Here is a 4,844-nt window from a genome sequence, read left to right on the forward strand (position 1 = left end):
TTTATTGCTCCAAGCGTTATGGTTGATGAGACAACTTCTGTTTTAGCAGCCAGAGATTTCGTGATCAAAACGGGGGAGCTTGGAAATAGCGGTCAATTGGCATCGGGGCAGGATTTAATCTTTAGCGTGACGGGGGATGTGACCAACAACAAAACGGGCTTAATTTATGTGAAGGGCAATGGTGCTTTACAAGTTGATGGGGATTTGTTGAATGATTTTGGTGCCATAATGGCAGAGGGTGATTTGGGTTTCACCAATGCAGAAGGCACAGGAAAAAGCCTTTCCCTTGTTAACAAAGCGGGCTTTATTCAAGCTGGTGGAAACTTAAATATCCAAACCAACACTCTAAAAAACGAAGCTGATAGCACGCCTGTCATCACGGAAAAAACGGAATATAGCGATATTTCTTTCCAAAGACCAGACAAATATAATTTTCTCGATGGCAGACCTTTATATCATGATATAGACTGGGATCGTTGGGGAAAAGGAAAACTTTCTAAGAGAAAGCATGGGGCAGTAGGTCCAAAACACTTTATATTTGAGCAACAACTTTGGAATAACAAAGAAGGAACCTATGGCACGGCAACTTTAAAAGATGGGACAGTCTATAAGGCGTTTACTTGGAAACATAATGCTCGAAAAGGAGACATAGAAGAGTTTGTATGGAATGGTTCTCGGCGGAAGGGAGGATGGTTAGGGTCAATAAACGAAGACTGGTCACACATGACAGAAAAGACTGTCACACAAGCATTTTCGCATAAACCAACTGTTTCGGGGGTAATACAATCTAGTGGCAATCTTATTATTAATGCTGATACCATTGATAACCATTATAGCTCTATGAGAGCAGGGGGAAATGCCGATATCCACGCCAATGTGCTGACCAATTTGGGGGCAACGGCTTATAAAAACACTTATCTTGGTTGTCAGGCTAATACAGACAGTTGTTATGGCTATAAAGCTGATGGAAGCCGCGATGTTTCTTTAGATATAGCCAATGGCAAGGATCGCCAGATTGGTTCAGAAGCTTTGGAGAGCGTTCCTGGTCTTGTCCAAGCGGGTGGCACGTTGAATTTGGTGGTCGATCAACTCAATAACACGGCAGCGGAAGGTTCGATTACAGGGGATGCGCATTTTAAAGCACAAGCAGTTGAAGGCAATCCACTGGAGTCCTTAAGTGGTTTAACCGGGGTTGATGCTCTCTTTACACCAAAAGTCGATCTCAATAATGCAGGGGAACTTTCTGAGGGGCTCCCTTTACCAAAGCCCCAATCGGGTGGGGTTGGTGGCACGCTGCCCAACCAGAATTTCATTTATGAAACGCGGGCAGAATTCCTTGATGTTGGCAAGTTTTATGGCTCAGCCTATTATTTGAACAGAATTGGCTACAATCCTGACAGAGAGATTTTTTTCTTAGGCGATGCATATTTTGAAAAGCAGCTGATTGAGAAACAAATGCGTGATCTGGTTGGTCAAGGGTTGGGCAAAGGTTCCTTTATTCCTGGAAGTGATGCCATTGAACAAGTCAAAACTTTGCTGGATGTTGGGGCAGACTATGCAAAAGCACACAATCTCCCTTTTGGTGAGGCTTTGAGTGAAGAACAATTGGCGTCCCTAGAAGCGCCGATGGTGATTTATGTGCGCCAACAGGTCAAGGGCATGGATGTTTATGCACCGGTGCTTTACATCCCNTCGGGAGATTTTTTTCTTAGGCGATGCTTATTTTGAAAAGCAGCTGATTGAGAAACAAATGCGTGATCTGGTCGGTCAAGGGTTGGGCAAAGGTTCCTTTATTCCTGGAAGTGATGCCATTGAACAAGTCAAAACTTTGCTGGATGTTGGGGCAGACTATGCAAAAGCACACAATCTCCCTTTTGGTGAGGCTTTGAGTGAAGAACAATTGGCGTCCCTAGAAGCGCCGATGGTGATTTATGTGCGCCAACAGGTCAAGGGCATGGATGTTTATGCACCGGTGCTTTACATCCCCGAAAAAGACAGAGCCTCTTTTGTTTCTGCTGGGGCTTTGATCATGGGCGATGATGTCAATATCACCAGCCAAAATACGAGCAATTCAACGATTATCAATTCAGGGCGGATTGCGGCAAATCACCAATTGCATGTGCATGGTGGGGATATCCTCAGTCAAGGGGGGCATTTTGCGGCGGGTGGTGATGCTGTTATCCTTGCGGAGAAGAATATTCGTTTGGATGCAGGGCGCACAACGGTTGACGGCGTGGAGACCGTATTAAACACCGAGGCGCTTTCTGCTGGTGGTAATGCAACGGTGATTGCCAAACAAGATATCACAGCCTCAGGGGTGGGGATCACTACCGGAGGTGATCTTGCCATGGCTACAGAAGAAGGTAACTTGACGATCGGTTCAGCAGAAACCCATTACCATGATGAACACGGTGATGCCACCATGCATCATAAATCAGAAGTCAACTCTGGAGGCTCGACGACACTTGCCTCTGGAAAAGATTTGAATATTCTAGGCTCTGATGTTCAAGCAACGGATAAACTCCTCTTGCAAGCTGAGAGGAATGTTTCGATTGATGCCACACGCAACAGCATGGACAATCAGAATGGGAGTGAAACATCTCATGTTGCCTTGCACAATGGCTCTCATTTAAGTTCTGGAAAAGATACCACTGTCATCTCAGGTCAAGATATCCATATTGCTGCTTCCGATATAGATGCCAAGGGCAATGTTGGACTTGGCGCCCAAGGGGAGATAACAATAGGGGTAAGAAACGATGAAGTGGAATATCATCTTCGCACCAAAAACACGAAAGTGGATATGCAAGCCTCTCATGCCGTTGGCTCTTCGATAAAATCGGGAGGTGACACCACTGTCATTGCAGGGCAGGATGGCAAACCACATGATCTTAGCATCACAGGCAGTTCCATTGCGGCTGAGGGCAAGGTAGGGCTGAAAGCCAGCAACGATATTCTCATCAATAATGCAGAGGATAGCTTACATTATGAGATGTCGTATCACAAAGAGGGTGGGGTGTTTAGTAGCAGCAAATCTGAGCATAACAAGATGGATGTGCGCCAAGTTGTGGGGTCAAGCATAACAGGGGGTGAAGGCATTGCCATTGACTCAGGAAACAACACGGAAGTTGTAGCCTCGACGCTCATAGCCGGTAAGGCAGAGGAAACGTCAGGAGAGAAAGCACCAGGAGATCAAAAGCAAGCGGATATTACTATTCACTCTGGGGGAAAGATTGTCATAAAAGGCGCCCAAGAACAGTTGGATCAGCAAGCACAATCGTCATCAAGTGGCTTTTTGCATGAGAAATCGTCTGATACATCTCAATCGCATACCACAACGGTCTCCTCTATCCTTGGGGCGACGGGAAACATTATCACGCAATCAGACAAAGAGACCACAATCACGGCTTCTCATCTGCTTTCCGGTCAAGATATCAATGTGAGCGGAGAAAATGTGACGATTGATGGCATGACAGATCACCATAAAAGCCATTCAGAGGAGCATGAAACAGGTTTTGGTGTGGGATCAGGTAAGGGCTTTGTGTCGATATACGGGAGTGAGGGAAAGACAGAAAATGAAGAGAGTTTTGAGCATCAAGGTTCTTCTCTCAATGCGGATGGTACGATCACCATCACTGCCAAGAAAAAAGATGTGACAATTGTTGGCTCTGATCTTGCAGGGGAAAATGTTAATCTTACCGCAGCTCGTGATGTCAATGTGCTTGTTGGTCATAATAGCCATAAGTCAAACTCTGTAGAAGAACGGGAAGGCTTTGGCTTTCAGTTTGAAAAGAGCAACAGCGGTGCTTCTGTAGGTGTTGGAATTGCAAGCGCCAAAGATACGGGCGATCAATGGGAAACCACTTCCACACAATCACACATCACGGCACGCCAAGATGTGCAGATTACTGCTGACAATGATGTGAATTTACAAGCAGCCATTGTTTCGGCGGATCGTGATGTCAACATTGATGCCGGCAATAATATCACCCTATCAGAAAGCTATGATACCTCTAACGCAAAAGAAAAGCATGAAAAGTCTTTTGCTGGTGTGACAACTTCCGTTGATATCGGTGTCCTTGGCACGGTACAAGGCTTAAAAGATTCAGCGGACCGTATGAACAATAAGGATGGCAATAACACCGTTATTAATGGCATACTGACCGGCATGAAAATCAATCACCTCTTTAATAAAGGAGAGAACTTTATTAATTGGCTGACTGGCAATACGGGGGAAAAGGGGAACACAACCAAAGGACTGAGTAGCTCATTAGGAGGGGTGGGGGGCTCCACCAAGGATGCTCTTGCCAATATGGCTGGCGCATCTGGCAGTGTAACCGTGGGCTTTAAAACTGAGAAAACAGAAGCCTCTTCTCAAGTCTCCACAGCGGTGACAGATAGCATAGAAGGCGGACGCGCTGTTAACATGCAAGCCCACAAAGGCAGCATTCATGGTGTTGGCGCTGATGTTATCGCTGGTACCAATCCAATCTATGTGCTGGAAAATGATGCACAGAGCGGAAAGATCACCATGGAAGCAGGTAAAGATATCATCTTTGAAAGTGCACAAAACACGCAAAGCACACAAAACAGCAGTGAAAGTGCTTCAATGAGTGTTGGCACCGGTTATGGCACGGGTGGCGCAGGGGCAACGGGCAGTGCTGCTTTTAGTCAAGGGGAAGGTTCCAGTGAGGAAGTTCAACACAAAAACAGCCATATTATAGGTAGCGGCACTGTTCATACCACGAGTGGGGCAAACACCACACTGGCAGGCGCCGTGGTTTCTGGAGAGCGTGTAGAAATGGAAGTAGGGGGTGATTTTGCCATTACCAGCCGCAGTGATACGG

Annotated in this window: 2 pseudogenes; both read left to right on the plus strand. The window is 46.1% G+C overall.

What is annotated here, in order from left to right:
• Positions 1-1,701, plus strand: a pseudogene (locus ACFIME_RS07105) (filamentous hemagglutinin); the annotation flags it as partial.
• Positions 1,694-4,844: pseudogene (locus ACFIME_RS07110) on the plus strand (hemagglutinin repeat-containing protein); the annotation flags it as partial. The pseudogenes ACFIME_RS07105 and ACFIME_RS07110, both read left to right, overlap by 8 nt.

The sequence above is a fragment of the Bartonella sp. AP1QHHD genome, from assembly GCF_042196265.1.
GTDB lineage: Bacteria > Pseudomonadota > Alphaproteobacteria > Rhizobiales > Rhizobiaceae > Bartonella.